The 25,412-nt window shown below is 62.8% G+C and carries 29 protein-coding genes; 15 read left to right on the plus strand and 14 right to left on the minus strand.

All coding sequences use genetic code 11. From position 1 onward, the window contains the following. Positions 1-45 precede the first annotated feature (45 nt). The 6 genes from K2O50_RS20530 to K2O50_RS20555 all read right to left on the minus strand — a co-directional run bounded on the left by K2O50_RS20530 (position 46) and on the right by K2O50_RS20555 (position 6,317). A protein-coding gene (locus K2O50_RS20530) for an IS3 family transposase (RefSeq protein WP_220689933.1) occupies positions 46-1,409 on the minus strand; the annotation gives its coding sequence in 2 pieces (ribosomal slippage) (positions 46-921 and positions 924-1,409; 1,362 coding nt in all). A 759-nt stretch (positions 1,410-2,168) separates the two neighbouring features. Beyond that, positions 2,169-3,532 (minus strand): IS3 family transposase gene (locus K2O50_RS20535; RefSeq protein WP_220689933.1). Its coding sequence is split into 2 segments (ribosomal slippage): positions 2,169-3,044 and positions 3,047-3,532, totalling 1,362 coding nucleotides; the frame shifts between segments, so codons are not numbered across the junction. 158 nt (positions 3,533-3,690) lie between these two features. Further along, entirely contained in the window at positions 3,691-4,449 is a 759-nt protein-coding gene (locus tag K2O50_RS20540) for a collagen-like protein (RefSeq protein ID WP_220689934.1), read from the minus strand. Then, the gene (locus K2O50_RS20545) at positions 4,442-4,717 is read right to left on the minus strand and encodes a DUF1145 domain-containing protein (RefSeq protein WP_050704046.1); all 276 of its coding nucleotides are present in this window, start codon (positions 4,715-4,717) and stop codon (positions 4,442-4,444) included. Before K2O50_RS20545 ends, K2O50_RS20540 begins: the two co-directional genes overlap by 8 nt. A 98-nt stretch (positions 4,718-4,815) precedes the next feature. Beyond that, a complete protein-coding gene (locus K2O50_RS20550; protein WP_050704045.1) occupies positions 4,816-5,535 on the minus strand; it encodes an OmpA family protein in 720 nt (239 codons plus the stop codon). An 89-nt stretch (positions 5,536-5,624) separates the two neighbouring features. Continuing rightward, on the minus strand, positions 5,625-6,317 hold the full coding sequence (locus tag K2O50_RS20555) for an OmpA family protein (protein ID WP_050704044.1): 693 nt from the start codon (positions 6,315-6,317) through the stop codon (positions 5,625-5,627). Between the two features lie 160 nt (positions 6,318-6,477). Here K2O50_RS20555 and K2O50_RS20560 point away from each other — a divergent pair, with 160 nt between their 5' ends. The 5 genes from K2O50_RS20560 to K2O50_RS20580 all read left to right on the plus strand — a co-directional run bounded on the left by K2O50_RS20560 (position 6,478) and on the right by K2O50_RS20580 (position 10,772). Then, positions 6,478-6,972: a DUF6231 family protein gene (locus K2O50_RS20560; RefSeq protein ID WP_028690059.1), complete on the plus strand. Its 495-nt coding sequence runs from the start codon at positions 6,478-6,480 to the stop codon at positions 6,970-6,972. A gap of 4 nt (positions 6,973-6,976) precedes the next feature. Beyond that, a complete protein-coding gene (locus K2O50_RS20565) occupies positions 6,977-7,453 on the plus strand; it encodes a YchJ family protein (protein WP_050704043.1) in 477 nt (158 codons plus the stop codon). Between the two features lie 2 nt (positions 7,454-7,455). Beyond that, the gene (locus K2O50_RS20570; protein WP_050704042.1) at positions 7,456-7,932 is read left to right on the plus strand and encodes an LEA type 2 family protein; all 477 of its coding nucleotides are present in this window, start codon (positions 7,456-7,458) and stop codon (positions 7,930-7,932) included. A gap of 7 nt (positions 7,933-7,939) precedes the next feature. Beyond that, positions 7,940-8,143 carry an SEC-C metal-binding domain-containing protein gene (locus K2O50_RS20575; protein WP_012313055.1) on the plus strand — a complete coding sequence of 68 codons (204 nt, stop codon included), beginning with the start codon at positions 7,940-7,942 and terminating at the stop codon, positions 8,141-8,143. A gap of 193 nt (positions 8,144-8,336) precedes the next feature. Continuing rightward, the gene (locus K2O50_RS20580) at positions 8,337-10,772 is read left to right on the plus strand and encodes a penicillin acylase family protein (RefSeq protein WP_050704041.1); all 2,436 of its coding nucleotides are present in this window, start codon (positions 8,337-8,339) and stop codon (positions 10,770-10,772) included. A 79-nt stretch (positions 10,773-10,851) separates the two neighbouring features. Here the strand turns inward: K2O50_RS20580 and K2O50_RS20585 are convergent, their stop codons facing one another. Together K2O50_RS20585 and K2O50_RS20590 are read right to left on the minus strand one after the other, a co-directional pair. Continuing rightward, positions 10,852-11,277 (minus strand): type II toxin-antitoxin system HicB family antitoxin, encoded by a 426-nt coding sequence (locus tag K2O50_RS20585; protein ID WP_050704040.1) that lies wholly within the window; start codon positions 11,275-11,277, stop codon positions 10,852-10,854. Between the two features lie 20 nt (positions 11,278-11,297). Further along, entirely contained in the window at positions 11,298-11,480 is a 183-nt protein-coding gene (locus K2O50_RS20590; protein ID WP_050704039.1) for a type II toxin-antitoxin system HicA family toxin, read from the minus strand. Positions 11,481-11,712: 232 nt separating this feature from the next. Here K2O50_RS20590 and K2O50_RS20595 point away from each other — a divergent pair, with 232 nt between their 5' ends. Further along, positions 11,713-12,828: a succinylglutamate desuccinylase/aspartoacylase family protein gene (locus K2O50_RS20595; protein ID WP_050704038.1), complete on the plus strand. Its 1,116-nt coding sequence runs from the start codon at positions 11,713-11,715 to the stop codon at positions 12,826-12,828. 6 nt (positions 12,829-12,834) lie between these two features. Here the strand turns inward: K2O50_RS20595 and K2O50_RS20600 are convergent, their stop codons facing one another. Next, a complete protein-coding gene (locus tag K2O50_RS20600) occupies positions 12,835-13,077 on the minus strand; it encodes a hypothetical protein (RefSeq protein WP_050704037.1) in 243 nt (80 codons plus the stop codon). Between the two features lie 93 nt (positions 13,078-13,170). Further along, on the minus strand, positions 13,171-13,737 hold the full coding sequence (dcd, locus tag K2O50_RS20605) for a dCTP deaminase (protein WP_050704036.1): 567 nt from the start codon (positions 13,735-13,737) through the stop codon (positions 13,171-13,173). A 328-nt stretch (positions 13,738-14,065) separates the two neighbouring features. Here dcd and K2O50_RS20610 point away from each other — a divergent pair, with 328 nt between their 5' ends. Next, positions 14,066-14,275, plus strand: coding sequence for a cold-shock protein (locus K2O50_RS20610; RefSeq protein WP_003254922.1), 210 nt, complete (start codon positions 14,066-14,068; stop codon positions 14,273-14,275). Positions 14,276-14,497: 222 nt separating this feature from the next. Here K2O50_RS20610 and apbC read toward each other — a convergent pair whose 3' ends face one another. After that, a complete protein-coding gene (gene apbC / locus K2O50_RS20615) occupies positions 14,498-15,592 on the minus strand; it encodes an iron-sulfur cluster carrier protein ApbC (RefSeq protein ID WP_050704035.1) in 1,095 nt (364 codons plus the stop codon). 158 nt (positions 15,593-15,750) lie between these two features. On the opposite strand from apbC, the gene metG reads away from it, so the two are divergent. From metG to K2O50_RS20650, 7 genes are all read left to right on the plus strand, one after another. Then, entirely contained in the window at positions 15,751-17,793 is a 2,043-nt protein-coding gene (gene metG, locus K2O50_RS20620; RefSeq protein ID WP_050704034.1) for a methionine--tRNA ligase, read from the plus strand. Between the two features lie 89 nt (positions 17,794-17,882). Continuing rightward, positions 17,883-18,431 (plus strand): Rnf-Nqr domain containing protein, encoded by a 549-nt coding sequence (locus K2O50_RS20625; protein WP_050704033.1) that lies wholly within the window; start codon positions 17,883-17,885, stop codon positions 18,429-18,431. A gap of 75 nt (positions 18,432-18,506) precedes the next feature. Beyond that, positions 18,507-19,478 (plus strand): RnfABCDGE type electron transport complex subunit D, encoded by a 972-nt coding sequence (locus K2O50_RS20630; RefSeq protein ID WP_050704032.1) that lies wholly within the window; start codon positions 18,507-18,509, stop codon positions 19,476-19,478. After that, positions 19,475-20,086: an RnfABCDGE type electron transport complex subunit G gene (locus K2O50_RS20635; protein ID WP_220689935.1), complete on the plus strand. Its 612-nt coding sequence runs from the start codon at positions 19,475-19,477 to the stop codon at positions 20,084-20,086. The genes K2O50_RS20630 and K2O50_RS20635 overlap by 4 nt, the downstream gene beginning before the upstream one ends. Next, positions 20,083-20,607, plus strand: a complete 525-nt coding sequence (locus K2O50_RS20640; RefSeq protein WP_050704030.1) for an Rnf-Nqr domain containing protein — start codon at positions 20,083-20,085, stop codon at positions 20,605-20,607. The genes K2O50_RS20635 and K2O50_RS20640 overlap by 4 nt, the downstream gene beginning before the upstream one ends. 4 nt (positions 20,608-20,611) lie before the next feature. Further along, entirely contained in the window at positions 20,612-21,250 is a 639-nt protein-coding gene (gene nth, locus K2O50_RS20645) for an endonuclease III (protein ID WP_050704029.1), read from the plus strand. 104 nt (positions 21,251-21,354) lie between these two features. Next, positions 21,355-21,531 carry a PA3496 family putative envelope integrity protein gene (locus tag K2O50_RS20650; protein ID WP_050704028.1) on the plus strand — a complete coding sequence of 59 codons (177 nt, stop codon included), beginning with the start codon at positions 21,355-21,357 and terminating at the stop codon, positions 21,529-21,531. A 48-nt stretch (positions 21,532-21,579) separates the two neighbouring features. On the opposite strand, the gene K2O50_RS20655 is transcribed toward K2O50_RS20650, so the two are convergent. Further along, positions 21,580-22,206: a response regulator transcription factor gene (locus tag K2O50_RS20655; RefSeq protein ID WP_028690074.1), complete on the minus strand. Its 627-nt coding sequence runs from the start codon at positions 22,204-22,206 to the stop codon at positions 21,580-21,582. A gap of 367 nt (positions 22,207-22,573) precedes the next feature. On the opposite strand from K2O50_RS20655, the gene K2O50_RS20660 reads away from it, so the two are divergent. Next, positions 22,574-23,029, plus strand: coding sequence for a hypothetical protein (locus K2O50_RS20660; RefSeq protein WP_052896229.1), 456 nt, complete (start codon positions 22,574-22,576; stop codon positions 23,027-23,029). A gap of 43 nt (positions 23,030-23,072) precedes the next feature. Here the strand turns inward: K2O50_RS20660 and K2O50_RS20665 are convergent, their stop codons facing one another. Next, positions 23,073-24,290, minus strand: a complete 1,218-nt coding sequence (locus K2O50_RS20665; RefSeq protein WP_050704027.1) for an argininosuccinate synthase — start codon at positions 24,288-24,290, stop codon at positions 23,073-23,075. A gap of 128 nt (positions 24,291-24,418) precedes the next feature. Next, positions 24,419-25,402, minus strand: coding sequence for an OmpA family protein (locus tag K2O50_RS20670; RefSeq protein WP_050704026.1), 984 nt, complete (start codon positions 25,400-25,402; stop codon positions 24,419-24,421). Between the last annotated feature and the right edge of the window lie 10 nt (positions 25,403-25,412).

Below are 25,412 nucleotides of genomic sequence, written 5' to 3' on the forward strand. Positions count from 1 at the left end.
TTTCGCCTTTACGTGAACTGACCCCCGAAAGTTGGACGGGGTACGCTATGGGTTCAGCGCTTGAGTCCGAAATTGTACCGGGCTCAAGCCATTCAGTCTTAGACTTATACGTTCTTGATTGTAGTAGGCGATGTAGTCCTCTAGCCCTGATGCCAGTTGCTCAACACTGTCAAACGATTCCAGATAGAAAAACTCGCTCTTGAGTGTACCGAAAAAGCTTTCCATCGCGGCATTGTCCAGGCAGTTGCCCTTACGCGACATGCTCTGCTGGATTTCCTTTCCGCCCAGCATATGTCGATAAGCAGGCTGTCGGTATTGCCAACCTTGATCGGAGTGCAATATCGGTTTGTCATCTGGGTTCAGCCGCTCGAAAGCTTGCTCCAACATCGTCGAGACCATCTTGAACTCAGGGCGCGGATTGATCTGATAGGCAAGAATTTCGCCGTTGTACAGGTCCATCACAGGTGAAAGATACAGCTTCTGCCCTTTCACCTTGAACTCTGTTACATCGGTTACCCATTTCTGATTAGGGGCTTCCGCCTTGAATTCACGCTTGAGCAGATCAGATGCAACAAGCCCTTCGGAACCTCGGTAGGAGCGATATTTCTTCACTTTTACCAGCGATTTTAGATCCATCATCTGCATCAACCGCTGCACCTTCTTGTGATTGATCACCTCGCCATGGCGCTCAAGTACTGCGGTGATGCGGCGATAGCCGTACCGCCCCTTGTGCTTGTGATAGAGGCTATTGATGCGCTCTTTGAGGGCCGCATGCTTGTCGGTCACCAACGCTTTGCTTTGGTAATAGAAGGTGCTGCGCGCCAGCCCTGCCGCGCGTAAAAGCAAAGCCAGTCGATGCTCATGCCTCAATCCTTGGACGGCCTGCGCTTTCTTGATTGCGCAGTGCGGGGATCCGCTTGGATCAAGGCATCGAGCTTTTTTAGATAGGCATTCTCCGCACGCAGATATTCCAGCTCTTCGAGCATCTGCTCAGGTGTCAGCTCGGTATCTGCAGGGGTAGCCGGACTTATGCTGGGTTGTTTTGATGCTTTGCGGGGCATTCGGGATTCTCGGGCACGATGCGGGTGAAGTGCTTCTAGTCCGCCTTCATCGTACAGCCTTTTCCACTGCCTGATGCTACTCGGGCCACGGATATCGAACTGTATGCAGGCTTGCTGGGCTGACAGTCCGTCTTGCTCGATGCACTGCAAAACCTTCAACTTGAACTGGGCGTCGTAGTGGCTGTACTTGGTAGTCAGACCTGCTGCACCGTGTTGCTCATAGCCTTTGATCCAACGGCGTAGCAGCGACGGACTCAGGCTATGCTTCAGTGCCACCTCATGAACACTCCGTGCAGAAAGGCACTCCTCGATGAGTGCTTGCTTGAGCGCTAGATTGTATTTCGTCATGGAACACCCTCCGGTTGGAATCAGGTGTCCAACTTTCGGGGGTCAGTTCAACGGCGACCTACTTTTCTCTAGGGAAAAGTAGGCAAAACCGTTCCGCTCCGTTCATCCGTCCCGCTCGTGGCGGGATTCCCTCACGCCTTTGTTTGCTCCCGGGAGGACCGCGCTGAACGCCCCATCCTGGGGCGCAGCGCTTGACGGCCATCCATGGCCGTCACCTCCCTCCGCAAGAACTCCGCTCGGCCTCCTGAAGTCGCAATTGGTGTTGCCCGGACTATTGCGCGCTTAGAAGCAAGAGCAAGAGCAAGAGCAAGAGCAAGAGCAAGAGATGCAAAGTTAGTTGGTTGACAGTTAGTTATATATTGGCTGTTCCGACCCGTTCGCGGGGCAAGCCCGCTCCTACAGGGTTATATATAACGACGACTGTCGTGTAGGAGCGGGCTTGCCCCGCGATGCAATCGAGAGATTAATTAGATTTAAACTAGCGACAGCTGCGCCAGCCCAGGCGCCGCTCGTAACTTCGCGACTTCAGGAGGCCGAACGGAGGTCTTGCGGAGGGAGGTGACGGGCATGGATGCCCGTCAAGCGCTGGGGCCCAGGATGGGCCCTACAGCGCGGTCCTCCCGGGAGCAAGGCCGGAGTGAGGGAACCCGGAGCGAAGCGGAGGGCCGTATGAATGGAGCGAGGATTTTTTGGTGACTTTTTGATCCTTCAAAAAGTTACCCGCCGTTGAACTGACCCCCGAAAGTTGGACGGGGTACGCTATGGGTTCAGCGCTTGAGTCCGAAATTGTACCGGGCTCAAGCCATTCAGTCTTAGACTTATACGTTCTTGATTGTAGTAGGCGATGTAGTCCTCTAGCCCTGATGCCAGTTGCTCAACACTGTCAAACGATTCCAGATAGAAAAACTCGCTCTTGAGTGTACCGAAAAAGCTTTCCATCGCGGCATTGTCCAGGCAGTTGCCCTTACGCGACATGCTCTGCTGGATTTCCTTTCCGCCCAGCATATGTCGATAAGCAGGCTGTCGGTATTGCCAACCTTGATCGGAGTGCAATATCGGTTTGTCATCTGGGTTCAGCCGCTCGAAAGCTTGCTCCAACATCGTCGAGACCATCTTGAACTCAGGGCGCGGATTGATCTGATAGGCAAGAATTTCGCCGTTGTACAGGTCCATCACAGGTGAAAGATACAGCTTCTGCCCTTTCACCTTGAACTCTGTTACATCGGTTACCCATTTCTGATTAGGGGCTTCCGCCTTGAATTCACGCTTGAGCAGATCAGATGCAACAAGCCCTTCGGAACCTCGGTAGGAGCGATATTTCTTCACTTTTACCAGCGATTTTAGATCCATCATCTGCATCAACCGCTGCACCTTCTTGTGATTGATCACCTCGCCATGGCGCTCAAGTACTGCGGTGATGCGGCGATAGCCGTACCGCCCCTTGTGCTTGTGATAGAGGCTATTGATGCGCTCTTTGAGGGCCGCATGCTTGTCGGTCACCAACGCTTTGCTTTGGTAATAGAAGGTGCTGCGCGCCAGCCCTGCCGCGCGTAAAAGCAAAGCCAGTCGATGCTCATGCCTCAATCCTTGGACGGCCTGCGCTTTCTTGATTGCGCAGTGCGGGGATCCGCTTGGATCAAGGCATCGAGCTTTTTTAGATAGGCATTCTCCGCACGCAGATATTCCAGCTCTTCGAGCATCTGCTCAGGTGTCAGCTCGGTATCTGCAGGGGTAGCCGGACTTATGCTGGGTTGTTTTGATGCTTTGCGGGGCATTCGGGATTCTCGGGCACGATGCGGGTGAAGTGCTTCTAGTCCGCCTTCATCGTACAGCCTTTTCCACTGCCTGATGCTACTCGGGCCACGGATATCGAACTGTATGCAGGCTTGCTGGGCTGACAGTCCGTCTTGCTCGATGCACTGCAAAACCTTCAACTTGAACTGGGCGTCGTAGTGGCTGTACTTGGTAGTCAGACCTGCTGCGCCGTGTTGCTCATAGCCCTTTATCCAACGGCGTAGCAACGATGGACTCAGGCTATGCTTCAGTGCTACCTCATGAACACTCCGTGCAGAAAGGCACTCTTCGATGAGTGCTTGCTTGAGCGCTAGATTGTATTTCGTCATGGAACACCCTCCGGTTGGAATCAGGTGTCCAACTTTCGGGGGTCAGTTCACGTAAGGGCGGAAAGGTGAATAAGCGTCGACATCACAAATGAATGCGCATACAACTCTCAACACCAACTAAAACAACCAAACAACCAAACAACACTAATCCAAAAAATTCAAAGCCGCTGAAGAATCAACTCCCCCGCCCCCCCAGCCAACCCAGGCTGCCCGGCCTGCCCAGGCCGCCCATTACCCCCAGCATCAGTCCGATAGACCAGACACCCCTTACTGGCCCCACCCAAACCAGCCTTCCCAGCAGCCCCCGCCTTGCCCGGCGCACCACCATCAAGCCTCACCACAATCCGCTCCTGCGCAAACCCTTCAGGCACCGCCAGACGAACCCGCCCACCGGAAGCCCCATCATGCCCATTACCACCATCATCACCATTGGCCCCCCGGCTGGCCTGCCCCCAGGTACAACCCCCAGGCTTGCCATTGGCCCCATCAAGCCCAACATACCCAGGCGCCCCCGCCCCGCCCCGGGCATCGATCGACAGCCGATCCGCCTCCAGCGCCTGCAACCGCAGATCCAGGTTACGCCCCGGCCGCGCCGCGCGCTCATAGGTCCCGGGCGCCCCAGGCGCGCTGAATTCGCTGCCCTCGCCCAGGTAGGCACTCAAAGCCTCGATGCTCAGGTCCCGCTCGGCCGGCGCAATGGCGATCCGCGCATCGCGCCCCAATTCGAGCCGGTCGATCTTCAGTTCGGTAAGCGTGGCCGGCAGCAACAGCGTCGCCGAGTCGGCCACCCGCAACTGCTCCAGGTACACGCTGGCCGCCTTGTTGGGCAGACGCAGCATCGAATGGGCGGCGACCTCCAGGCTTTCGGCCTGGACCAGGGGGCTGGCCAGTGCGGCCAGCAACATCAGTTTACGCATGGCTCGACGCCTCCTGCGGACGGGGGATGGACATGACGTGGAAGATACCGGTCAGCAGGATCTGCAGGCGGTCGAACCAGCGATGGCTGCGCCCGCGCAGGCTGCCATTGAAGAACAGCACCTCCAGCGCATGCAGCGACAGCAGGACGATACCCGCGGCATTGATCAGCAGATTGAGCGGCAACGGCTGTGGCATGAACAGGTTGAACAGCACCACGCCCCAGAACGCCACCGTCAGAGCCTTGCCCAGGCCCAGGATGAACTTCATGTCCGGCCCCCATGGATTGTTGTTATGTCGGCGCGGCCCGTTCGAGCGGGCCGCGCCGGCAACAGTAACCCTACTGCCAGGGCATGCGCCAGAGGGGTTCAGTTCAGGTGCAGCTCCACCCGTCGGTTGCGCGAGCGACCCTCATCGGTGTCGTTGTCAGCCACCGGCTCACTCTCGCCACGCCCCTGGCTGGTCACCTTGTTCAGCGCCAGTCCCTGGCTGATCAAGTACTCGGCAACACCATTGGCACGACGCTCGGACAAGCGCTGGTTATAGCTGTCCGAGCCCACGCTGTCGGTGAAACCGATGACCTTGACACTGGCCACGCCGGGGTCGTTGAGCTTGGGCAGCAAACCTTGCAGGCGCTGCTGAGCGCCCTGGGTCAGCTCGGCGGAGTCGAAGGCGAACAGCACCTGGCCCTGGTCATCGAGCGTGATCACCTCCGGGGTTGCCGCCGGCTCCGGTTGAGGTGCCGACGCCGGATACTGCGGCAACGGGCAGCCCATGTGATTGACCTGGGTGCCTGCCGGGGTGTCCGGGCAGCGGTCGCGGCGGTCGAACACGCCATCGCCATCCTCGTCGCCATCCTGGGCATAGCAGATCAGGCCACCGGCAATGGCTCCGGCAGCACCAGCGCCGGCCGCCCAGGCGGAACTCTCGATGGCGCCCAGGCCGCCGCCGACCAGTCCGCCAAGCAGGCTGCAGATAGGCCAGGTCCTTTGATTGAGGGGCGCGCTGCCATCGCTGTGGGTGGCGCAGCCTGTAAGCAGGCTCGTCGCCACCACCAACGGCAGTGCCGCTTTCGACAAAACACGCATGGTGATTGCTCCTGTGTCACCGGCCGCTACCGGTCACACAGGAGTAAAGACGCGCCCGCGTCACTTCTCAAGGCGCGGGCATACGGCACTCAACGCTGGATCTTGATCTCGGTGCGGCGGTTCATCGCCCGGCCATCGGCCGTGGCATTGTCAGCGACCGGCTGGGTCTCACCCGAGCCCCCCACCGAAATGAAGCTGGCTCGCGGCACGCCGCTTTCGACCAAGTAGTTGGTCACCGACTGGGCACGACGCTCGGAAAGCTTCTGGTTGTAACTATCGGAGCCGACGCTGTCGGTATGACCTGTCACGCTCAGACGAGCGCTCGGCGCTTCCTGCTTCAGACGACTGGCCACTTTATCCAGGCGATCTTTGTCTTTGAGAGTCAGGCTTGCCGAGTTGAACTCGAAGTGAACGTCACGAATGACGATGACCTCTTCCTTCTGCACCACCACTTCCTCGACCACCGGCGCCGGCTCAGGCGGGCAACCGTTGGCATCGACCTGCACGCCACGCGGAGTGCCAGGGCACTTGTCGCGGCTGTCCGGCACACCATCGCCGTCTTCGTCGCCATCGCCGTGGGCCCAGCAATAGCCGGCCGCCAGGCCACCACCGAGCAATGCGCCCCAGCCAGCCCAGCTGGAGCTCTCGATCGCGCCCAGGGCCGCGCCGCCCACGCCCCCGACGGCAGCGCACTTCGGCCAGTCGGTTTTCTGCAAACCTGCACAACCAGTCAACACACTGGTGAGCAGAACCAGGGGTATCGCTGTGCGTACTATGCTCATCTTGTTGCTTCTCCTAGGGGGAATCGGTGCATTACCGATGCCCTGGGAGTAAAGACCGGCGATTACCGCTCTGCCAGCAATAAGCCCCGACGTGGCGACGCGCCTCTTTGCCCGATCGCCCAGGACCGCTAGTCTTGAGCGACCTGAACGAGGAATGGCAATGACCGAGGTTTTCTCACAACGCACGCCGCAGCAGGCCCTGGCCGCCCTGCTCGATCGCTTCACCCCGCGCCAGCTGCTGCTGGTGGGCAGTCGCTTCCCAGCTCTGGAAGCCTTCGCTGCCGCACATCCCGAGACCCGGATCGAGGTCGCCGCACCCGGTCCGCTCCCCGCCGAACAGGCGGCCCGACGCTTCGACCTGGCGGTATTGGTCGACTGCCTGGAGCACCTGCCCAAGCGCACCGGCCTGGAGCTGCTGGGCGGCATCCGCAACCTCAACGCCAGCCGCGTCGCAGTGCTGGCGGATCTGAACGCCTGCGGCTGGCAGGACACCGACTTCTATTCGCTGGCACTCTCGGCCAGCGAGAAATTCCAGCGTGACGAACAGGTGTTGAGCCTGTTCACCTATGATCTGCATGACTACAAGCAGGTCCCGGACTGGCTCAATGCGAAGTTCTGGGCCAACCCTGAAAACTTCGGCAAGTACTGGTGGTGACCGGATGAGTGTCTCGATCTGCCCCTGCGGCAGCGGCAACCTGCTCGACGCCTGCTGCGGGCATTATCACAGCGGCACTCCGGCGCCGGATGCCCAGGCCCTGATGCGTTCGCGCTACAGCGCCTACGTGCTGGGCCTGGTGGACTACCTGGTCGATACCACCCTGCCGGCCCAGCAGGCCGAGCTGGATCGCGCCGCCATGGCAGCCTGGAGCGCGCAGAGCACCTGGCTGGGTCTGGAGGTGGAAAGCGCCGAGGTACTGGGCGGGCAACCCGAGCACGCCTTCGTCACCTTCACCGCGCGCTGGCACGACCTGGAAGGCGACCACCAGCACCGCGAGCGCTCGGCATTCGTCCAGCATGCCGGACGCTGGTACTTCATCGACCCGACCGTGGCGCTCAAGGCCGGCCGCAACGACCCCTGCCCTTGCACCAGCGGGCAGAAGTTCAAGAAATGCTGCGCCAGTTACCTCGGTAGTTGAACATGCGCCCCCTGGCCCGCCTGCTCACACTCGGCCTGCTGCTGGGTTGGCTGGCGGGCTGCGCCAGTTGGGGCGACGACACCTGGCGCGAGCCACAGCTGCACCTGCTTGAGGTAAAGCCGGTGAAGATGCGTCTGCACCAGCAGGAGTTCGTCCTGCACCTGCGGGTCGACAACCCAAACGACAGCCGCCTGTTCATCCGCCATCTGACCTATTCGGTGCGCCTGGGCGACCTGCTCCTGGCCGAGGACGAGGCCAGCCTCTGGCGCAGCGTCGGCGGCCAGGCTCGGCGTACCTTCAAGATCACCGTGCGCACCAACCTCTGGCAGCACCTCAAGCCCCTGGCGAAGCTGCTCAAGAGTGGGCAACCCCTGCAATACCAACTGCGCGGCGAGCTGGCCACCGGGCTGATCGTCCATCGGGACCTGCACTTGTCGCAAAGGGGTGAGATAATCCCCGGCGATCTACAACCGGAGTAACCCCGCAATGACCCAGCAACCCCATGTCCATGGCCCCGACTGCAACCACGGTCACGACCATCACCACGACCACGACCATGGCCATGTGCACGGCCCGCACTGCAACCACGGCCACCAGGAGCCGGTGCGCAACGCCCTGAAGGACGTCGGCCGCAACGACCCTTGCCCGTGCGGCAGCGAGAAGAAATTCAAGAAGTGCCACGGCGCCTGATCGACGTCGAAGCAGGCCATCGCGGGTCAAGCCCGCTCTCCGGCAAATCGTCGCGGGAGCGGGCTTGACCCGCGATTTGCACGCACCAGCACTACCACTGGTAAATAAAGCTCCCCGGCACCTTGCACGGCGACTGCGCGCTCACTACCTTAGCGCCATTCAGAACCCCGCCACGCCCTGCAGGAGCCTAGTCATGGCCGCCCCCGTCCTTCCGCCCTTCCCTCTCCGCCTCGGCAGTGCTGCCGCGTTGCTTGGCCTGCTCGCGCTCGGCGGCTGCCAGATGGGTGGTCACCAGGACAGTGTGCTGCCGACGACCGGCGTGCAACCGCTCAAGGGCCTGGCGCAGAACGTCTCGGTTCGGCGCAACGCGATGGGCGCGCCGCTGATCGAAAGCAGCAGCTTCCATGACGCGCTGTTCAGCCTGGGCTACCTGCACGCCGGGGATCGCATCGAGCAGATGGTCGCCATGCGCCTGCTGGCCCAGGGACGCCTGGCCGAGCTGGCCGGGGCCGACGCCCTGGAGATGGACCGCCTGATGCGCGCCGCCAACCTCAAGCAGAGCGCCGGCCAGCTTTACGCCGATGCCTCGCCGCGCCTGAAGCGCTTCTTCGAGGTGTACGCCCGCGGGGTCAACGCCTACCTGTTCCGCTACCGCGACAAGCTGCCGGGCGAGCTCGCCCGCAGCGACTACCGCCCGGAATACTGGAAACCCGAAGACTCGGCGCTGATCTTCAGCCTCTATGCCTTCAGCCAGTCAGTGAACCTGCAGGAAGAACTGTCCGCCCTGACCCTGGCGCAGAAGGTCGGTGCCGACAAACTCGCCTGGCTGCTGCCCGGCGCCCCCGACGAGCCACTGGCAGAGGGCGAGATCGACAAACTCAAGGGCGTGAACCTGGCCAGCCAGCTACCAGGGCTCGGCGCACTCACCGCCGCCGGCCAGCAACTGGCCGACCTCGGCCTGCTGGGCGCCCCCGGCTCGGCCAACCTGGCCCTGACGCCCCAGCGCAGCCGCAGCGGCAAGAGCCTGCTGGCCAGCGACAGCCGCGCCACCTGGGCACTGAGCCCGGTGCAGATCCATACCACCAAGTACCGGGTCGCCGGCCTGTCGCTGCCGGGCCTGCCGATCGTGCTGGCCGGCTACAACGGCAAGCTGGCCTGGAGCAGCAGCGCGGTGATGGCCGACAACCAGGACCTGTTCCTCGAGCAGGTACGCCGCCAGGGCAACCAGTTGAGCTACCTCGCCGACGGCAAGTGGCAGCAGGCCCGCGCACGCAACGAAACCTTCCTCGTCCGCGGCCAGCGCCCGCAGCGCGAGGTGATGTACGACACCCGCCACGGCACCCTGCTGCCGGGCCATGGCAGCCTGGCCCTGGCCCTGCACCTGCCGCAGCTCAAGGAGGATCGCAGCCTCGACGCGCTGTTCGACCTGACCCGCGCACAGAACATCGAGCGCGCCTTCGACAGCACCCGCGAGGTCGCTGCGGCGGCGTTGAACTTCGTGTTCGCCGAGCCCCAGCACATCGGCTGGCAGGTCAGCGGCCGCTACCCCAACCGCCGCGAAGGCCAGGGCCTGCTGCCCTCGCCGGGCTGGGACGGGCGCTATGACTGGGACGGCTACGCCGACGCGATGCTGCACCCCTACGACCAGGATCCGCCCGCCGGTTTCATCGGCCACGCCAACCAGCGCAGCCTGCCCAAGGGCTATGGCATGCAGCTGTCGAGCAGCTGGTACTACCCCGAGCGTGCCGAGCGCATGGCCCAGCTGGCCGGCAACGGTCGTCACGACAGCCGTAGCCTGATGGCCCTGCAGAACGACCAGGTGACGCTGCTGGCTGACAAGCTCAAGCAGATGTTCGACGCGCCCGGCATGGCCCAGCCGCTCAAGCAGGCCATCGATGCCCTGCCCGCCGCTCAGCGCGACAAGGCCCGCGATGCCCTGGCCCGGCTCAAAACCTTCGATGGTCGGCTGAGCCCGGTCTCGGCCGATGCCGCGCTGTATGAACTGTTCCTGCAGGCGGTCACCCGGCAGACCTTCCTCGACGAGCTGGGCCCAGAATCCAGCCCGGCCTGGCAGGCCTTCGTCGGCAATGCCCAGCTGTCCTACTCCGCCCAGGTCGATCACCTGCTGGGGCGCGAGGACAGCCCGTTCTGGGATGATCGCGGCACGCCGCAGAAGGAAGACAAGCCGACCATCCTCGCCCGCAGCCTGGCCGCCGCGGTGGATACCGGCACCGCCCAGCTCGGCACCGATCGCCGCGCCTGGCAATGGGGCAAGCTGCACCAGTACCGCTGGCCGGCACCGGCCTACCACGGCCTGGGCGACAAGCTCGACCGTGTGCCCCTGGCGGCGGGCGGCGACTTCAGCACCCTGGCCCTGACCCCTTATGCTTGGGGGAACGGCTTCGACACCCAGCTGCCGGCCTCGGCGCGGATGATCGTCGACTTCGGCCAGGCCGAACCGCTGCAGGTACTGACCAGCAACGGCCAGTCCGGCAACCCGGCCAGCCGCCACTACAGCGACGGGCTCGATGCCTGGTTCAAAGGCCGCTTCAGCAGCCTGCCGCTGCAACCGCAAAATTTTGCAAGGGCATATGGTAGTCAGCGGTTGACGCTAGTGCCTGGGAAATAAGTCCTATCCGGTTCATCCGGGGTAATCCTGGATGGACCACACTACAAACTTAGCCGGGAGGTAAGCTCCCGGAGCCACCTCAGGCAGCCACCACTGCAAGTTCGATGCGCTGCCCCAACACATGCAAGGCATGCTCGACCTGCTCGATCTTGGAGCGATGCAACAGATCGACCAGGCGATCCACCTGAGGCCGGTTCACGCCAAGCCGTCGGGCCATTTCCGTCTTGGTTACGTTCTGGGCAATCATGGTGTTCCACAAGGCAGCCTTCGCGGCGGTCAACGCCGGCAACCTGACTACAGCCTCGGCTGATTGCAATGACGAAGGCAACGGAATGGCGACCCGACGATCTACGTACAGTGAAAGCGCTGACTCCAGGGCATCCACCGCATCGAACAGCGCCTCATCGAGCGTATCCCCCGCACTGGCCATCTCGGGGATATCCGGGCAACTGATCCAGACACTGCCTGCATCACGGTGCACGTTCACCGGATAATCGAAATTCATTTCGTCACCTCGTTGCGTGGTCAATCGCGTAACCCAAGATCCTTGAGGATCTTCTTCCTCAACCCTTCACCCATTTCCTTGGCGCCATGATCGGGGAAGATGGTTTGTCGATCACCCAGGTAAACCTTGAAATGGCTGCCTTTGGCAGGAACGAAGGTGGCGCCTTGGGACCGCAGCCATCGACGTAGCTCGCTGTACTTCATGGGTGCACCAGAAGAAAATGCAGCAAACAGGCCGCAAACGCAACATATCTGTTGCGCATTGCGATGAAGCCCCAGTAAACAACACCTGAAGGTTCAGCATTTCTTCATTTCAGGTAGTCCGTGTCTGTACCGTGCTCCTCGGTTCCGCGATCTGAATAGTGCGCCACTCCCGAAGTTATGCTTCTATCCTTGATCCCAGCCTTCGCCCTAAAACGCTGACATCAGGACCACCATGCACCACTCGACCCATGACCTGCTCTCCCCTGTTCCGGGTATCGCCCGCAAGTTGCACAGCTTCCATTTCGGCCCGCGTGGCGCCGGCAAGGTGTACATCCAGGCCTCGCTGCACGCCGACGAGCTGCCGGGCATGCTGGTAGCCTGGCACCTGAAGCAGCGACTCGGGGAAATGGAGCAGCAGGGCCGGTTGCACAAGGAGATCATCCTGGTGCCGGTGGCCAACCCGGTGGGCCTGGAGCAGGTGCTGCTGGACGCGCCGCTGGGCCGTTTCGAACTGCAGAGCGGCGAGAACTTCAACCGCAGGTTCGTCGACCTGTCCGACAGCATCGGCGACCAGATCGAAGGCCATCTCACCCAGGATCCGGCGCACAACCTGGCGCTGATACGCGAATACCTGCGCCGGGGTTTGGATGCCCACCCCGCGCACACGCCGCTGCAGTCGCAGCGCCTGACCCTGCAACGCCTGGCCTGCGACGCCGATATGGTGCTCGACCTGCATTGCGACTTCGAGGCCGTCGAGCATCTGTACACCACCCCGGAGGCATGGCCCCAGGTCGAGCCGCTGGCCCGCTATCTGGGCGTGCAGGCCAGCCTGCTGGCCACCGACTCGGGCGGACAGTCGTTCGATGAGTGTTTCAGCCTGGTGTGGTGGCAGCTGCAGCAGCGCTTCGGCAAACGCTTCCCGATCCCCCAGGGCAGTTTCTCGGTGACCATCGAGCTGCGCGGCCAGGCCGATGTCAGCCACCCCCTGGCGACCCGGGACTGCCAGGCGATCCTCGACTTCCTTACCCATGCCGGGGTCATAGAGGGCCAGCCGGCCCCGATGCCCGCATTGGTGCACCCGGCGACGCCGCTGGCGGCGGTGGAGCCGGTCATGACGCCACTCGGCGGGCTGTTGGTGTTCCACGCCGCGCCCGGCCAGTACCTGCAAGCCGGTGAACTGATTGCCGAGGTCATCGACCCGCTCAACGACCGGGTCACGCCCCTGCGCAATACCCAGGCCGGGCTGCTCTATGCGCGCAGCATCCGGCGCATGGCCACGGCGGGCATGGTGGTTGCCCATGTGGCCGGTGAACAGGTTTGCCGCAGCGGCTACCTGCTGGGCAACTGAGAAAAATCAGGCCACTGGGGCGGGAGGCGGCTCGTCGGGCAGGGTCGGCTCGCCCGGCTCCATCGGCGGGTGCTCGCCGGGTTCCGGCGGCTGCGGCGTGTCGGGATCGGGCTGGTGCGGCACGCCACCGGCCTGCATCGGCAGCGGTGTGTGGATCGGCGGGTGGGCCATCAGCGACCAGGCCAGCAATCCGATCTGGTTCGGCTGCAGGACGGCCAGCTTGGCACTGATTGCGGGGTCGAGTTTCATCGGCGGCTCCTGACGAGGCCCGGCGCACGGCATGCGCGCCGGGACTTCTCATTGGAGTGCCGGGCGCGGAAACAATTCCCGCGCTTTGTCGGCTCAGGTGCGTGGCAGGGTGACGCCGCGCTGGCCCTGGTACTTGCCGCCACGGTCCTTGTACGAGACTTCGCATGCCTCGTCGGACTGCAGGAACAGCATCTGCGCCACGCCTTCGTTGGCGTAGATCTTTGCCGGCAGCGTGGTGGTGTTGGAGAACTCCAGGGTCACATGGCCTTCCCACTCGGGCTCGAGCGGCGTGACGTTGACGATGATGCCGCAACGGGCATAGGTGCTCTTGCCCAGGCAGATGGTCAGCACGTCGCGCGGGATGCGGAAGTACTCGACGGTGCGGGCCAGGGCGAAGGAGTTCGGCGGGATGATGCACACGTCGCTCTTGATGTCGACGAAGCTGCCGGCATCGAAGTTCTTCGGATCGACGGTGGCCGAGTTGATGTTGGTGAAAACCTTGAATTCGTCGGCGCAGCGCACGTCGTAGCCGTAGCTGGAGACACCGAAGGAAATGACCCGGCTGTCCTGCTCGCCGCGCACCTGGCGCTCGACGAACGGTTCGATCATGCCGTGTTCCTGCGCCATGCGGCGAATCCACTTGTCCGATTTGATGCTCATGGCGGGGTGTCCTGAAGAGTGCGGGGTAAAAAACGAGAGGTGCATCTTACCGGTCCCGACGCCCGGGTTAAAGTTTCCTCGCCCTATCCCGCGCCGGACGGGGCCTGTACAGGCCGTCGATCCGAATTTCATCAAAGCGCTTCTTGGCCATTGGCAGGTTGTGGAAAGTGGGTTAAGGTGGCGCCACTGTGCTGCACGTGACACCGAGAATCTCTAGTTTGATGCACGATCCTGATCGGCCCATCGCTGAATTTTCTGCTCTCTTTGCGCTCAGTCCCGGTCAGGGTGTTTCCTGACCGTTATCAACTTTGTCCAAGGAGACAGAAAAATGTCCAACCGTCAATCCGGTGTTGTCAAGTGGTTCAACGATGAGAAGGGCTACGGCTTCATCACCCCTCAGTCGGGCGACGACCTGTTCGTGCACTTCAAAGCCATCCAAGCTGACGGCTTCAAAACCCTGAAAGAAGGCCAGGCTGTTACTTTCGTCGCTACCCGCGGCCAGAAAGGCATGCAGGCTGAAGAAGTTCAGATCGCCTAAGTCGATCTCGCTTCCTCGCTTTCAAAAAAAACCCGCCATTGGCGGGTTTTTTTGTGCCTGTTCAAAAACTATTCGCCGGCCCCTGTAGGAGCGGCCTTGCCGAGGCGTCGGACCGGCCGGAAAGGGCCGCAGAGCGGACCCGGCAATATCTGCTTGATACACAGATTCTGGGGGCGCTTCGCACCCCTTTCGCGGCGCAAGGCCGCTCCTACAGGTAACGCGTCAGTCTTCGCTGATGGTAATGCTCGGCATCGCCGGCGCCGCCGCTTCCTGCAGCACGATCCGCGCCCCCACCTGCCGCGCCAGCTCCTGGTAGACCATGGCGATCTGGCTTTCCGGTTCGGCGATGGCGGTCGGCTTGCCGCTGTCGGCCTGTTCGCGGATCAGCATCGACAGCGGCAGCGAAGCCAGCAGCTCGACGCCGTACTGCGCCGCCAGCTTCTCGCCACCGCCTTCGCCGAACAGGTGCTCGGCATGGCCGCAGTTGGAGCAGATATGCACGGCCATGTTCTCGACCACACCCAACACCGGGATGTTGACCTTGCGGAACATCTCCACGCCTTTCTTCGCGTCCAGCAGCGCCAGGTCCTGAGGCGTGGTGACGATCACCGAGCCTGCCACCGGCACCTTCTGCGCCAGGGTCAGCTGGATGTCGCCGGTGCCCGGCGGCATGTCGATCACCAGGTAGTCGAGGTCGTCCCAGGCGGTCTGGGTCACCAGTTGCAGCAACGCCCCCGAGACCATCGGGCCACGCCAGACCATCGGCGTGTTGTCGTCGGTGAGAAACGCCATGGACATGACCTCGACGCCATGGGCCTTGATCGGCACGAACCACTTCTGATCGCGCACCTGCGGGCGGGTGCCTTCGGCGATGCCGAACATCACCCCCTGGCTCGGGCCATAGATGTCGGCATCGAGAATGCCCACCCGGGCTCCTTCGCGGGCCAGGGCCAGGGCCAGGTTGGCCGCGGTGGTCGACTTGCCTACCCCGCCCTTGCCCGAGGCCACGGCGATGATGTTCTTCACGTTGGCCATGGCCGGCACCTGGGCCTGGGCCTTGTGGGTGGCGATCACGCAGTCGATGCTCACGCTGACCGAGGCAACGCCATCAAGGTTGCCGATCGCGGTCTGCAGCACCTGCTCCCAGCCGCCCTTGAACAGGCCGGCGGCATACCCCAGCTGCAACTGCACGCTGACCTGCCCGCCCTGGATGTCGATGGCGCGCACGCAACCGGCGCTGACCGGGTCCTGGTTCAGGTAGGGGTCGGTGTACTGGCGAAGCACGCCTTCGACGGCGGCACGGGTGACGGCACTCATGGAGGCTCCCATTGGCAAACTGGATACGGAACAGGCGCCTATGCTAACCCGTCAATCGTCAGCAGATGCGTCCTTGGGGTGAAATAAATTCGCCAGCCCTTTATAGTGGCCGATCATCCTCATTTTTACCCCGTAGCCAGATAAGTAGCCGAGCCACCATGTCCGAGCCACGTCAGATTCTCGTCACCAGCGCCCTGCCCTATGCCAATGGATCGATCCACCTTGGCCATATGCTGGAGTACATCCAGACGGACATGTGGGTGCGCTTCCAGAAGCTGCGCGGCAACCAGTGCATCTATGTCTGCGCCGACGACGCCCATGGTTCGGCCATCATGCTGCGCGCGGAAAAGGAAGGCATCACCCCGGAGCAGCTGATCGCCAACGTCCAGGCCGAGCACAGCGCCGACTTCGCCGACTTCCTGGTCGACTTCGACAACTACCACTCCACGCACAGCGAGGAGAACCGCGCACTGTCGAGCCTGATCTACACTCGCCTGCGCGACGCCGGGCACATTGCCACCCGTTCGGTCACCCAGTACTTCGACCCCGAGAAGGGCATGTTCCTCGCCGACCGTTTCATCAAGGGCACCTGCCCCAAGTGCGCGGCCGAGGACCAGTACGGCGACAACTGCGAGAAATGCGGCGCCACCTATGCCCCGACCGAACTGAAGAACCCCAAGTCGGCGATCTCCGGCGCCACCCCGGTGCTGCGCGACTCGCAGCACTTCTTCTTCAAGCTGCCGGACTTCCAGGCCATGCTGCAGCAGTGGACCCGCAGCGGCACCCTGCAGGACGCGGTAGCCAACAAGCTCGCCGAATGGCTCGACTCGGGCCTGCAGGAATGGGACATCTCCCGTGACGCGCCGTACTTCGGCTTCGAGATCCCGGGCGAGCCGGGCAAGTACTTCTATGTCTGGCTGGACGCGCCGATCGGCTACATGGCCAGCTTCAAGAACCTCTGCGACCGCCGTCCGGAGCTGGACTTCGACGCGTTCTGGAACGAAGGCTCCAAGGCCGAGCTGTACCACTTCATCGGCAAGGACATCGTCAACTTCCACGCCCTGTTCTGGCCGGCCATGCTCGAAGGCGCCGGCCTGCGCAAGCCGACCGCGGTCAACGTGCACGGCTACCTGACCGTCAACGGCGCGAAGATGTCGAAATCGCGCGGCACCTTCATCAAGGCGCGCACCTACCTCGACCACCTGCAGCCGGAATACCTGCGCTACTACTACGCCGCCAAGCTGGGCCGCGGCGTCGACGACCTCGACCTGAACCTCGAGGACTTCGTGCAGAAGGTCAACTCCGACCTGGTCGGCAAGGTGGTCAACATCGCCAGTCGCTGCGCCGGCTTCATCCACAAGGGCAACGACGGCGTGATGGTTGCCGGCGATGCCGCGCCCGAGCTGACCGAGGCCTTCCTCGCCGCCGCGCCGTCGATCGCCGAGGCCTACGAGGCCCGCGACTTCGGCCGCGCCATGCGCGAGATCATGGCCCTGGCCGACCGCGCCAACGCCTGGATCGCCGACAAGGCGCCGTGGTCGCTGGCCAAGCAGGAAGGCAAGCAGGACGAAGTACAGGCCATCTGCGCCCAGGGCATCAACCTGTTCCGCCATCTGGTGATCTTCCTCAAGCCGGTGCTGCCGCTGCTGGCAGCGGACGCCGAGGCGTTCCTCAACATCGCCCCGCTGACCTGGGACGACCACCTGTCGCGCCTGGAAAACCATCAGCTCAACCCGTTCAAGGCCCTGATGAGCCGCATCGAACCGGCCAAAGTCGAGGCCATGGTCGCCGCCAGCAAGGAAGACCTGCTGGCCGCCGAAGCCAAGGCCGCTCCGGCGGGCAATGGCGAACTGGCCAAGGACCCACTGTCGGCCGAGATCGAGTTCGACACCTTCGCTGCGGTCGACCTGCGCGTGGCGCTGATCGTCAAGGCCGAAGCCGTGCCCGGTGCCGACAAGCTGCTGCAGCTGACCCTGGACATCGGTGACGAGCGCCGCAACGTGTTCTCGGGCATCAAGTCGGCCTACCCGGACCCTTCCCAGCTGGAAGGCCGCCTGACCATGATGGTGGCCAACCTCAAGCCGCGGAAGATGCGTTTCGGCGTTTCCGAAGGCATGGTCATGGCCGCCGGCCCTGGCGGTGAAGAGATCTACCTGCTCAGCCCCGACAGCGGCGCCAAGCCAGGCCAGCGTATCAAGTAAGCCCTCCTGCCCCGGCCAATTGGCCGGGGCAGTTGCATCTGCCACCCGCTGCCCGATAATGATGGCACCCTCCGATTTTCGGCATCGCCATGAGTGACTACGTCCTGATCCTGGTCAGCGCCGCGCTGGTCAATCACCTGGTCCTGCAGGCCGAGCCGGTCGAGCGTGCGCGCCTGCATGCATTGGGCCTGTGTTCGGCCCTGCTGATCCTCGTTGCACTACCTGCAGGCGTCTGGCTGCACCGGCAATTTCTCCTGCCCTTGGGGTTGCAGGACCTGCAATTGTTCATCTTCCTGCCCTTGCTGGCGGCATTGGCCTGGACACTGCCAAACCTGCTCCGACGCTTTCGTCCAGACTGGCCCCTGCACGACCTGCAACCCTTGCTAAGCGCAAACGCCGTGGTGCTAGGTTTGCTGTTATTGCTTGGCAGCGACAGCGTGGACGGGTGGGGGATTCTGGCGTGGGCCATTGTCGGCGCGCTGGGATTCTGGCTGGCCTTGGTGCTGTATGCCGATCTTGACGCCCGCTGCCGCCATGCCGAGATACCCGCAGCCCTGCGCGGCCTGCCCATCCAGCTGATCGGGGCAGGCGTGATGGCCATGGCGTTTTCGGGACTCAACGGACTCTTCACCCAATGAACCTGGGTCCACGCATCGCCCTGCCCCCGGCAACGGAAGCCATCGCTGTACAACACCTCGAGGACCTGCAAACCCATGCCGACTACTGATCCGCGCCTGCGCAGCACCATGCAGCTGGTTCTGCTGGCCTGCGCTCCTGGCCTGCTGGTGCTGTTCTGGCTGCATGGCTGGGGGGTGCTGATCAACCTGCTGTTGAGCAGTTGTGCGGCGCTGGCCACCGAGGCTGTGCTATTGCGCTGGCGGAGAATGCCGGTCGCCTGTGCCCTTGGCGACGGCAGTGCGCTGGTCACCGCCGCGCTGCTGGCCGCAGCCCTGCCCAGCCAGGCACCCTGGTGGCTGCCCGTGACGGCGGCCTGCGTCGCCATCGGCTTGGGCAAACAGGCTTTCGGCGGGGTCGGGCGCAACCTGTTCAACCCCGCCATGTTCGGCTATGCGTTCGTCCTGCTGAGCTTCCCTTTGCAGCTGAACCACTGGCCCGGCCAGGCCCCCGGGCTCGTCGACAGTCTGAACCTTGCTTTCGGCGCCAGCGAACGGATCGACGCCTGGGCCAGCCCCACGGTGCTCGATGTCCTGCGCCACAACCGCAGCCTGACCATCGACGAACTGTTCGCCAGCCACCCGGCGTTCGGCAACCTGGGTGGGCGTGGCACCGAGTGGGTCAACCTCGCGTTCCTGCTCGGCGGGGTGTTCCTGCTGCAGCGCAAGGTCTTCGGCTGGCAGGCCCCCGTCGGCCTGCTCGGCGCCTTGTTCCTGTCCAGCCTGCTGGGCTGGAATGGCTCAGGCTCCGACTCCAACGGCTCGCCACTGCTGCACCTGTTGTCCGGCTCGACCATGCTGGCCACCTTCTTCATCGCCACCGAACCGGTATCTGGCTGCAAGCAGCCGCTGGCCCGCCTGCTGTTCGGTATCGGCACCGGCCTGCTGATCTACCTGATCCGCACCTGGGGCAGCTTCGCCGATGGCACGGCGTTCGCCGTCCTGCTGATGAACCTCGCCGCCCCAACCCTGGATCGCTGGGCGGAACGCCGCCAGCAGGCCTGTCCATGACCGCCCGCTGGCGCAGTACCGCAATGCTGCTACTGGTGGCAGGGCTGGCGATTGCCGCGACGCTGGCCTGGCAGCGATTCACCGCCGGGCCGATTGCCGAGGCCTCGCGACAGTGGCAAGAACAGCAGTGGCTCGAGGTGCTGCCGCCGGGCAGCTACGACAACCGACCATTGCAAACCCCCGTGGCCCTGACAGAGGCCAAGCTGAGCCATAGCCATCTGCTGGCCGGCTACCGCGCCAGCCTGGCGGGCGTCACCAGCGCTGTTCTGCTGCACAGCAGCGTCCAGGGCTATGGCGGAGCCATCGAACTGGTGATCGCCATCGCCCCCCAGGGCCGCCTGATTGGCGTGCGCGTGCTCGCACAGCAGGAAAGCCCAGGCCTTGGCGATCAACTGGTCGACCCGGCGCGCCATTGGCTGGACCAGTTCATCGGCCGGACACTGCGCGATACGCCCGAGCAGGCCTGGGCGATCAAGCGTGACCAGGGTGCGTTCGACCAGCTGGCCGGGGCGACGGTAACCTCGCGGGCGGTCATCGAGGCGATCCAGGATGCACTGCGCTATTTTGACCAGCATCGCCCCGCATTGCTCGGTGAGACGCCTCCATGAACCGTTTCTGGCTTCTGCCAATCAGCCTGGCGCCATTGCTCGGCGCGACCAGCAGCATCGTCCAGGCGCTTGCGATCAGCCTTTGCACAATACTGCTGGTGGGCCTGCACCAGGCGTTGATGACGCCTCTGCGCCGCCACCTGGAACAAGCCCCCCGCCTGTGGACGAGCACTGTACTTGCCGCCGCCTTGGTGACCTGCCTGCACCTCGGCCTGCAAGCCTGGGCAATGCCCCTGGCCAAACAGCTTGGCCTCTACCCACTGCTGCTGGCCCTGCCCTGCCTGGCCATCGAGCAACTTCCGGCACAGCCTGGCCGATATCGCCTCCTGGGGCTCGGACTGCTTGGTTTGCTGGCGGCCTGCCTGGCCCTGGGCATCTGCCGCCAACTGCTGGCCGACGGTCTCGGCCTGCACCTCGCCGCGCTGGCGCCCGGCGCGCTGATACTGCTCGGCCTGCTGCTAGGCCTGTACAATCACCTGCGTCCATCGAATACCGCCTCACGTCGTCAAGGAACCCGTTGACCCCATGAATGCCGCCAAACGCCTGGAGATCTTTCGCAGGCTGCATGAAGACAATCCCGAGCCCAAGACCGAACTGGCCTACACCAGCCCTTTCGAACTGCTGATTGCCGTGATCCTCTCGGCCCAGTCGACGGATGTCGGCGTCAACAAGGCCACCGCCCGCCTGTTCCCGGTCGCCAACACCCCGCAGGCCATCCACGCCCTGGGCGTCGACGGCCTGAGCGAGTACATCAAGACCATCGGCCTGTACAACAGCAAGGCCAAGAACGTCATCGAGACCTGCCGTCTGCTGGTCGAACAACATGCCGGCGAAGTCCCGCAGACCCGCGAAGCCCTCGAAGCCCTGCCCGGCGTCGGCCGCAAGACCGCCAACGTGGTGCTCAACACCGCTTTTCGCCAGCTCACCATGGCCGTCGACACGCATATCTTCCGGGTCAGCAACCGCACGGGTATCGCACCGGGCAAGACCGTGCTGGAGGTGGAAAAGAAGCTGCTCAAGTTCGTGCCCAGGGACTATCTGCTCGATTCCCACCACTGGTTGATCCTGCATGGCCGTTACGTCTGCCTGGCCCGAAAACCGCGCTGTGGCAGTTGCCGGATCGAAGACCTGTGCGAATACAAGCACAAGACCTCCGACGATTGAGGCAATAGCTGAAACCTGCTCGAGGCAATTGAAAAAATCTTTTTTACCCGCTCTGCGATTCCCGTTATAAGGACGGCCAATGGCCCTTTGGCTTGGAGTGACGCATGAGCACCGATAAAGAAGAGCTGGCAATCGACGACGATTTCCAGAGTGCGGACGACGATGTGGAGCCGCAGGCCGAACCGGCCAAGACCAACCTGAGCAAACGCCGCACCATCGACAACATGCTCGAGGAACGACGCCTGCAGAAGCAACTGGCCGACTTCGACTACGACTTGTAGAACAAGCACGCAAAAGCCTCCCCAGTGGAGGCTTTTTCAATGATGCTGTCAGGCCAGCCCATGACGCTGGGCGAGCTCGATCAGGTCCACCAGCGAGCGGGCATTCAGCTTGAGCAGCAGGCGCGTCTTGTAGGTACTGACCGTCTTGTTGCTGAGGAACATGCTGTCGGCGATCTCCTTGTTGCTCTTGCCCCGGGCAAGCTGCTGCAACACCATCATCTCCCGCCCGGAAAGCCGCTCGACCATCTCCATCTCCGTGGCGCCGCTCACGCCCGAGCGCCCCTTGTGCAGCGCCTGGTTGGGGAAATAGCTGTAGCCGGACAGCACCGCCTTGATCGCGCTGAGCAGTTCGGTCAACTCCTGCTGCTTGCACACATAACCCGCCGCCCCCGCCTGCATGCAGCGCATCGAGAAATGCCCCGGCGCCTGGGAGGTCAGCACCAGCACCTTGGTCCCGGGACTTGCCAGGGTCATCCGGGCAATCACTTCAAGCCCATCCAGTTTGGGGATCCCGATATCCAGAATGACAATGTCCGGCAAATACTCCCGCGTCAGTTGCAAGGCATCCACACCATTGTCGCTCTCCGCCACCACCTCGTAGCCATGCCGCTCCATCAGCATGCGTACGGCCAGGCGAATGACCGGGTGATCATCCACGATCAGCACTTTATTCATGCGATTCCCATTGATACGTTATTTTTAGTTCGATAGACCACCACACCCGAGCATAACGATTATTTATGCAGCGGTTTCCCTGGCAAATTCACCGAAAGAAGTGGACTACTGTTAATAGAGATTCTTCCTACAAGCAGCTAATTAACAAAATGTAATAGATGCATGTTCATCGCCCCCAAAAAGTAACAGTCGGCAGAATTGGATCCAAGTGCCGCCAGGTGACACTTCATGCAGGAAATTTCGACTGTACAGACTGGATAAAAAGCGCTGCCGTAGCCTGTGGCATCACCCGGCAGGGAAATGATCCACGCTTATCGCAATCGGGAAAACGAGCTACTGATGGGCAAAGCATGGCCAGGCACTCATCATGAATCGCGACCCTATCAGTCCGTTGACCCTTATCGCTGTATTTGCCGGTGTGATCGAGGCGTCCGCCCTGGCCTCGCTGCCGTTTCTCAGCGACGACAGCCAGACTGTCTACACCTGGTTCCTGGTAGGGTTTCCGTTCTTCCTTACCGTGCTGTTCTTCCTTACGCTCAACTTCAACAACGGGTCGCTGTTTGCCCCGGACAGACGCGCCACGGGGATGGACAGGCCCCCATACCCACCTGCCGCACGGGACAAAGGGGCGATGATCATCGCCATCTCCGGCACCGACAGTCGAAAGCTCATCGAAAACCATGTGCTGCGGATGATCGAGCGCCCCCACTGCCAACAGCGGCGCTGGATCCTGTACAACCTCGATACGCGAACCTGCATCCACCTCTCGGTGTCGCCGATGCAGGAAGGCGAGGCCCCGCCTCCCCCTGAATCCCGGGCATGAAAAAACCCGGCCGAAGCCGGGTTTTTTCAGGTACACCAAAGGCTTACAGCAGCGAACGGCCCTTGTTGGCCGCGATGCGCATGCGCAGTGCGTTGAGCTTGATGAAGCCTGCGGCGTCGGCCTGGTTGTAGGCGCCGCCGTCTTCCTCGAAGGTCGCGATATTGGCATCGAACAGCGAGTCGTCCGACTTGCGGCCAACGACCGTGACGTTGCCCTTGTACAGCTTCAGGCGTACAACACCGTTCACGTTGACCTGCGAAGCGTCGATCATCTGCTGCAGCATCAGACGCTCCGGGCTCCACCAGTAGCCGGTGTAGATCAGGCTGGCGTACTTGGGCATCAGCTCATCCTTCAGGTGAGCGACTTCGCGGTCCAGGGTGATCGACTCGATGGCACGGTGGGCCTTGAGCATGATGGTGCCGCCCGGGGTCTCGTAGCAGCCGCGCGACTTCATGCCGACGTAGCGGTTCTCGACGATGTCCAGGCGACCGATGCCGTTGGCGCCGCCGATGCGGTTGAGGTCAGCCAGCACGGTGGCCGGGCTCTTCTCGACGCCGTCGATGGCGACGATGTCACCGTTGCGGTAGGTCAGCTCGAGGTAGGTGGCCTGGTCGGGGGCGTTCTCAGGGGAGACGCTCCATTTCCACATGTCTTCTTCGTGCTCGGTCCAGGTATCTTCCAGGACACCGCCTTCGTAGGAGATGTGCAGCAGGTTGGCGTCCATCGAGTACGGCGACTTCTTCTTGCCGTGGCGCTCGATCGGGATGCCGTGCTTCTCGGCGTAGTCCATCAGCTTCTCGCGGGACAGCAGGTCCCACTCGCGCCATGGGGCGATGACCTTGACGCCTGGCTTGAGCGCATAGGCGCCCAGCTCGAAACGCACCTGGTCGTTGCCCTTGCCGGTGGCGCCGTGGGAAATGGCGTCGGCGCCGGTTTCGTTGGCGATCTCGATCAGGCGCTTGGCGATCAGCGGGCGGGCGATGGAAGTACCCAGCAGGTACTCGCCTTCGTAGACGGTGTTGGCGCGGAACATCGGGAAGACGAAATCACGCACGAACTCTTCGCGCAGGTCGTCGATGTAGATTTCTTTCACGCCCATCGCCTGGGCCTTGGCGCGGGCCGGCTCGACCTCCTCGCCCTGGCCGAGGTCAGCGGTGAAGGTCACCACTTCACAGTTGTAGGTGTCCTGCAGCCACTTGAGAATCACCGAAGTATCAAGGCCGCCGGAATACGCCAATACGACCTTTTTTACGTCCGCCATGCCATCACTCCACGGGGTTGTACGGAAAGCGGATGATTCTACCGGCGTTACCGAAAAATTTACAATGGGGCGACAGCTTGTGACGACAAAGCGACAGGAATTGTCGAGGGCGCGACCCGCTGTCGCACTCAGGATTTCACTGGTGCGGACGGCGTGGCAGCGGCTGCAGGCGTCGTTGGCGCAGGCGTGGCGGCGGCGGGTGCCGGGGCTGACGACGGCGGCACCTGCGCTGCCGGTTTCTCCACCGGCTTCTCGACCGGCGTCACGCGCTCGAGCTGGATGTTCACCCGGCGGTTGCGCGCGCGGTTGGCGGCACTGTTGTTCTTGGCCAGCGGATAGCGCTCGCCATGGAAGCGTACGCTGATCTGCTCTTCCGGCACGCCATGGGCCTTGAGGTAATCGGCCACCGCCAGCGCCCGTCGGCGCGAGGTGTCGCGGTTGGTCAGGCGGTTGCCGCTGTTGTCGGAGTGGCCGTTGAGTTCGATGCGGTTGACCGTCGGATCGGCCTTCAGGTAGTCGAGCAGCACATCCAGACGGGCGCGCGCCGAGCTGTCCAGCTCGATCCCGCCTCCGGGGAAGCCAACCTGGGTCTGGCGGATCTGGTCGTAGTTCATCGGCAGCAACTTGGCGGCGCACAGTTGGTAGTCGCTGTAGGCCTTGGCGAAACTGACCGGCATCACATGCACTTCCATCGGCCGACCACCTTCGCCGCGGTAGTTGCGCACCACGGTGCTGCGACCATCGAGCAGGCCGTTGATCAGGCGGCTGGCCTGGCCCTGGCTGGAGGTGAACAGCACGCCGGTACGGGCCATGTGCACCGCACCGAGGTTGATGTCGCCGCGCCCGGGCTGCCAGGGCGCCGCAGCGGCCAGCAGGGTGGCGGAACCGGCGCCCAGGACATTGCTGTCCGAGCGCAGCTGGAAGGTCGGCTGCTCGCCGGCACGGCGCACGAATTCACCGCTGCCGAAACCGTCGATCGGCTGGATCAGGCGACATTCGAACTGGTCACCCTCGACTTTCCAGGCGACGTTCTCCACGCGGGTCTGGAAGGTCATTGCCCCGGCCGGCAGGCTGGCAACGAGGGTGAACAGGGCTAGATAACGCTGGCGCACGGGCGGCTCC

Origin of the sequence: Pseudomonas sp. 2hn (genome assembly GCF_019646095.1) — a bacterium.
Classification (GTDB): domain Bacteria; phylum Pseudomonadota; class Gammaproteobacteria; order Pseudomonadales; family Pseudomonadaceae; genus Aquipseudomonas; species Aquipseudomonas peradeniyensis.

Bases quoted from the DNA above. Each gene is read 5' to 3' on its own strand.
- K2O50_RS20655 (WP_028690074.1), bottom strand. From the start codon at position 22,206: ATGAATAAAGTGCTGATCGTGGATGATCACCCGGTCATTCGCCTGGCC.
- apbC (WP_050704035.1), bottom strand. From the start codon at position 15,592: ATGAGTGCCGTCACCCGTGCCGCCGTCGAAGGCGTGCTTCGCCAGTAC.
- K2O50_RS20565 (WP_050704043.1), top strand. From the start codon at position 6,977: ATGAGTGTCTCGATCTGCCCCTGCGGCAGCGGCAACCTGCTCGACGCC.
- K2O50_RS20625 (WP_050704033.1), top strand. From the start codon at position 17,883: ATGAGTGACTACGTCCTGATCCTGGTCAGCGCCGCGCTGGTCAATCAC.
- K2O50_RS20610 (WP_003254922.1), top strand. From the start codon at position 14,066: ATGTCCAACCGTCAATCCGGTGTTGTCAAGTGGTTCAACGATGAGAAG.
- metG (WP_050704034.1), top strand. From the start codon at position 15,751: ATGTCCGAGCCACGTCAGATTCTCGTCACCAGCGCCCTGCCCTATGCC.
- K2O50_RS20640 (WP_050704030.1), top strand. From the start codon at position 20,083: ATGAACCGTTTCTGGCTTCTGCCAATCAGCCTGGCGCCATTGCTCGGC.
- nth (WP_050704029.1), top strand. From the start codon at position 20,612: ATGAATGCCGCCAAACGCCTGGAGATCTTTCGCAGGCTGCATGAAGAC.
- K2O50_RS20650 (WP_050704028.1), top strand. From the start codon at position 21,355: ATGAGCACCGATAAAGAAGAGCTGGCAATCGACGACGATTTCCAGAGT.
- K2O50_RS20575 (WP_012313055.1), top strand. From the start codon at position 7,940: ATGACCCAGCAACCCCATGTCCATGGCCCCGACTGCAACCACGGTCAC.
- K2O50_RS20580 (WP_050704041.1), top strand. From the start codon at position 8,337: ATGGCCGCCCCCGTCCTTCCGCCCTTCCCTCTCCGCCTCGGCAGTGCT.
- dcd (WP_050704036.1), bottom strand. From the start codon at position 13,737: ATGAGCATCAAATCGGACAAGTGGATTCGCCGCATGGCGCAGGAACAC.
- K2O50_RS20555 (WP_050704044.1), bottom strand. From the start codon at position 6,317: ATGAGCATAGTACGCACAGCGATACCCCTGGTTCTGCTCACCAGTGTG.
- K2O50_RS20590 (WP_050704039.1), bottom strand. From the start codon at position 11,480: ATGAAGTACAGCGAGCTACGTCGATGGCTGCGGTCCCAAGGCGCCACC.
- K2O50_RS20665 (WP_050704027.1), bottom strand. From the start codon at position 24,290: ATGGCGGACGTAAAAAAGGTCGTATTGGCGTATTCCGGCGGCCTTGAT.
- K2O50_RS20635 (WP_220689935.1), top strand. From the start codon at position 19,475: ATGACCGCCCGCTGGCGCAGTACCGCAATGCTGCTACTGGTGGCAGGG.
- K2O50_RS20570 (WP_050704042.1), top strand. From the start codon at position 7,456: ATGCGCCCCCTGGCCCGCCTGCTCACACTCGGCCTGCTGCTGGGTTGG.
- K2O50_RS20540 (WP_220689934.1), bottom strand. From the start codon at position 4,449: ATGCGTAAACTGATGTTGCTGGCCGCACTGGCCAGCCCCCTGGTCCAG.
- K2O50_RS20560 (WP_028690059.1), top strand. From the start codon at position 6,478: ATGACCGAGGTTTTCTCACAACGCACGCCGCAGCAGGCCCTGGCCGCC.
- K2O50_RS20550 (WP_050704045.1), bottom strand. From the start codon at position 5,535: ATGCGTGTTTTGTCGAAAGCGGCACTGCCGTTGGTGGTGGCGACGAGC.
- K2O50_RS20630 (WP_050704032.1), top strand. From the start codon at position 18,507: ATGCCGACTACTGATCCGCGCCTGCGCAGCACCATGCAGCTGGTTCTG.
- K2O50_RS20600 (WP_050704037.1), bottom strand. From the start codon at position 13,077: ATGAAACTCGACCCCGCAATCAGTGCCAAGCTGGCCGTCCTGCAGCCG.
- K2O50_RS20545 (WP_050704046.1), bottom strand. From the start codon at position 4,717: ATGAAGTTCATCCTGGGCCTGGGCAAGGCTCTGACGGTGGCGTTCTGG.
- K2O50_RS20660 (WP_052896229.1), top strand. From the start codon at position 22,574: ATGAATCGCGACCCTATCAGTCCGTTGACCCTTATCGCTGTATTTGCC.
- K2O50_RS20585 (WP_050704040.1), bottom strand. From the start codon at position 11,277: ATGAATTTCGATTATCCGGTGAACGTGCACCGTGATGCAGGCAGTGTC.
- K2O50_RS20595 (WP_050704038.1), top strand. From the start codon at position 11,713: ATGCACCACTCGACCCATGACCTGCTCTCCCCTGTTCCGGGTATCGCC.